We start from the raw sequence: 3,635 nt of genomic DNA, 5'->3' as shown, positions 1-3,635 counted from the left end.
TGAGGGCTGCTAGCTCAATTGGCAGAGCAGGAGACTTTTAATCTTCGGGTTCAGGGTTCGAGTCCCTGGCGGCCCACCACGCTTGACCTGGGTTTTTCTTCCCCGTTCAAGGTCGCCAGCACCGCTGGTACTCCCTGAGGAGACCGTAGGGAGACCGTCCGTCCCGCTGGCGACCTGCCCGCGCTTCCTGGGGACCATCGACGCGATCGTCTCCGCCGCCTCCACCGCCAGCCTCGGCACCACGCTGGTGTAGGTGTCGCGCGTCAGCGAACTCGACGAGTGCCCCAGCATCTCCTGCACGACCTTGATGTCCACGCCGCCCTGCAACGCCAGCGTCGCGGCCCCGTGCCGGAGGTCGTGCAGCCGGATCGGCGGCAATCCCGCAGCAGCGACGAGGTCGTTGAAGCGGTCCGTGACCGAGGCCGGATGCAGCTGCGCGCCGTCCTCGCGCGTGAAGATGCGCCCGCTGTCCGCCCACCCCGCACCCCAGTGCATCCGGTCCTCCAACTGCTGGAGGCGCCAGCGGCGCAGGACGGCGACGGTCCCAGCGTCGAGCGAGACGACCCGGTCACCGGCGTCGCTCTTCGGACTGTCCGCCTCGACCTCCCAGCCGATCTGGCTCAGCTGCTCGGCAACCGCGAGCGTGCCCCGGTCCAGGTCGGTGTCGGTCCAGCGCACACCACACACCTCACCGCGGCGCAGCCCTCGGAACGCGACTAGGTGGTACAGCGGGTACAGCCGCTCGTCGGTTACGGCGTCGAGGAACTCGCCGGTCTGCTCGGCGGTCCACACCATCACCGGCGAAGGGCGCTCGGCGGCGTCCAGCTGGGCCACCTCGCGCCGCCAGAGCGCAATCGCCGCCTGGTCCTCACCGCGCAGGGCTTCCGTCAGCGCCAGCGCGGCAGCTTGGCGGCGAGCTCGGTTGGCCCGCCACGCGGCGACGCGCTCGTCAGTCCACACGAGGGCCTTGGGGCGCTTCCCGCTCGGCAGCTCGACGTACGCCGCCGGGTTGAACATGATCAGTTGCCCGTTGGACTGCTTGATCGCGGAGGTCAGCGCCGACCGGAGCGTCGCCCGGATGCGGTGCTGGGTCGCCACGCCGATGTGGTTCCGCCCGCGCACCGCTTCCTGCTCGGCCGCCGTGCCGGTCGCCCGGACGATGGCCAGGCGCTCGTTCTCGGCGTCGATGGCATCGAACATGCTGCTGATGTGGCCGACGCGGAGCTTATCCAGCGGGATCTCACCGAGGTGCGGGATGAGGTAGAGCCGCAGGTGGATGCCGTAGGCGCGCGCTGTTCCGCGCTTGAGGTTCTTCTTGGTGGCGAGCCACTCGGTGAGCCACTGCCCGGTGGTGAGCGTGCTGGAGATGGCCTGGCCGGTCTGGTGGCGGCGGCGGACCTCGTCGTAGTCGGGCAGTTCGCGGCGCGCCTTGAGCGCGGCCTCGACCAGGGCGAGGATCTCAGCGCGGGCTGCTGCTCCGGCCGGGCCGGGGGTGGGGATGGCCATCAGGCGGGCGATGGCGTCGTGGGCGTCGCGGGCGGCCTCTCTGCTGGCGTAGCCGCCGCGCTTCATGACGCGTCGCGGCTGCCCCTCGGCGGCGGCGGGCAGTTCGAGGCGGAAGTACCAGGTGCCGTGCTTAGGGTTCCAGGCACCGTCAGCGCGACGGAGACGTGGGCACTTCGCGCCGAGCTCCTTACCCTCGTCCGAGTGGCATTTGCAACGCTTGTAGGGCCCACTCATCTCTCGCCGCCTTCCGGGATGTAGGGACTCAACGCGTCGTTCAGCTCGGGGCTCACCTCAGGCGGGGTGAGGCCGTTCCTCTTCATCTCCTTGCGCGTATCACGCAGCCGGGACTCCGTCTCCCGCGCACGGTTCTCGGCAGCGTCAGCTCGCGCCAACTCGCTCTCGCGTTGCGCAGCGGTAGATGCAAGTTCGGCGGCTCTGCGCCTGCTCAACGCTTCGAGCTTGGCGTCGTCCCATCGGCCGATCAGCAGGTCGTGCTCGCGGCGCAGGTAGAGGGGCGTGTTGTTCTGCCGCCAAGGCTCGAACTCGTCCGTGTGGACGCTCCAGCGCTCCGCCCCTTCCTGATGACGCCGTCCAAGCGGTCCCTCGCCGGTAAACCACTTTGCAGCCATCCACACAGGAACTTCACGGCCGGGAAGCACTTCGACCAGCCCATCACCAGCACGGTCAACGGGATAGAGCAGTAGCAGCGGAGAGACCTCGAACGCCTTGGCCAAGATCAAAAGCTCTTCGATCGTGACCTCGCGACGGCGTTTGCCGTTGGCGTCACGCCGCCCGGTCTCGATGTACCCGATCACGGTTGCCGTCAACGTGACCGCCCCCTTCGCTTCAGCACAGCGTTCAGCCAACTGCGCGCGGGTCCACCCGGCCACCTTGCGCCGCCTCTGGATCTGCTGCGCGATGACCTCACTCGGAGACCAGCGGTTCTCATCACTCACCTGCCCAAAGTAGCGGGCCGCTAGGTAACACGCCAGAACTAGTTGTAACCTGTCGCCATCAGATGTCATACTGCCAAACAGATTTGTCGAATCGCAAAAGTGGCAAGTCGGCAGCAACCGTTCTGGAGGACCCCATGCCCGGCATGACGCGCGAAGAGTTGTTCAACCTCCCCGCCGTCGTGAACCTCGTGACGGCTGGCCGCGCGCTCGGCATCGGCGAGACGAAGACCCGCGAGCTCGCTCGGTCAAATGCCTTCCCGGTCCGACTGCTGCGCGTGGGCAACCGCTATCGGGTGTCGACCGCCGACATCCTCGCCTACCTCGGCCTCCCCCGCCCCGCTGCCGAGCCAGCCGCCTGAACTACGTCACGCCACACAACGACGGCCTGACCACCCGTCTCCTGCTGGAAAACCCCGCGGGCCGCACACGCGGTGCCCACCTTCCCTCCTCATCTGCGGACCACAGGAGCAACACCATGTCCAGCACCAACGAGCACGGGCACCGCTCGAACAACCCGGCCCAACACGACCACGGCCTCGCGGCGGCCACCCGCCGCCGCGAGGCAGCGCGCCGCCTGCCTCCCCTCGCAGACGGCCACCACGACCCGCTGCACCCCCAGCCCAGCCCGGCGCCCATGCACCCCGACGCCACGGCGGCAACGATCGCGCACCTCCGCGCGCTCGGCTTTGGCTGGATTCCCCTCCCCCACCCCGACCTCCGCGCCATGTGGCGTGCAGGCGGGGCCCACGCGCGCCTCGCCGCCGAGCAGGCCGAACTGAACGCGAGGCACATCGCATGAGCCGCCCGCGCGCCGCCGCGCCGCAGGACAGCCGGGCCTACATCCGCATCTCCGTCGACCTCACGCTGCACCCGAAGCTGGCCGAGCTGGACGACCCCGCCGCTGGCTGGGCCTACGTCGCCTCGCTCTGCTACTCCGGCGGGTCGCTCACCGACGGCCACTTCCCGATCGCAGCGGTGATCCGGATCGCAGGGGTGGACAGGAGCATCGCGGACAAGCTCGTCGAGCAGGGCTTGTGGCACCTCCCCGGCCACGACTGCGAGCGCTGCGACCAGCCGAAGCCGGGGCAGGCCGTCGTCCACGACTACCTCCAGCACCAGCGCTCCGCCGAGGAAGTCCGCGGGCTCTCCGCCAAGCGCGCCGAGGCCGGTCGC

Annotated in this window: 4 protein-coding genes, 1 tRNA gene and 1 pseudogene; 4 read left to right on the top strand and 2 right to left on the bottom strand. The window is 69.2% G+C overall.

The annotated features are described in order from the left end of the window. The first annotated feature begins 3 nt into the window (after positions 1-3). A tRNA-Lys gene (locus ACTUAL_RS26570) sits at positions 4-79 on the top strand. Between the two features lie 221 nt (positions 80-300). Here the strand turns inward: ACTUAL_RS26570 and ACTUAL_RS26565 are convergent. Next, a pseudogene (locus tag ACTUAL_RS26565) lies at positions 301-1,506 on the bottom strand (tyrosine-type recombinase/integrase); the annotation flags it as partial. Between the two features lie 230 nt (positions 1,507-1,736). Then, the gene (locus ACTUAL_RS26560) at positions 1,737-2,462 is read right to left on the bottom strand and encodes a helix-turn-helix domain-containing protein (RefSeq protein WP_440902163.1); all 726 of its coding nucleotides are present in this window, start codon (positions 2,460-2,462) and stop codon (positions 1,737-1,739) included. 134 nt (positions 2,463-2,596) lie between these two features. Here ACTUAL_RS26560 and ACTUAL_RS26555 point away from each other — a divergent pair, with 134 nt between their 5' ends. The 3 genes from ACTUAL_RS26555 to ACTUAL_RS26545 form a co-directional block, all read left to right on the top strand. Then, on the top strand, positions 2,597-2,821 hold the full coding sequence (locus tag ACTUAL_RS26555) for a DNA-binding protein (protein ID WP_440902162.1): 225 nt from the start codon (positions 2,597-2,599) through the stop codon (positions 2,819-2,821). A 116-nt stretch (positions 2,822-2,937) separates the two neighbouring features. Next, complete coding sequence (locus ACTUAL_RS26550) at positions 2,938-3,261, top strand: hypothetical protein (protein ID WP_440902161.1); 324 nt, start codon at positions 2,938-2,940, stop codon at positions 3,259-3,261. Then, positions 3,258-3,635 (top strand): hypothetical protein (locus ACTUAL_RS26545; RefSeq protein ID WP_440902160.1); only part of this gene is annotated, 378 nt, incomplete at its 3' end. The genes ACTUAL_RS26550 and ACTUAL_RS26545, both read left to right, overlap by 4 nt.

This window comes from Actinosynnema sp. (assembly GCF_052038725.1).
The sequence above is the reverse complement of the archived record's forward strand: the minus strand, read 5'-3'. Positions and strand labels throughout refer to the sequence as shown.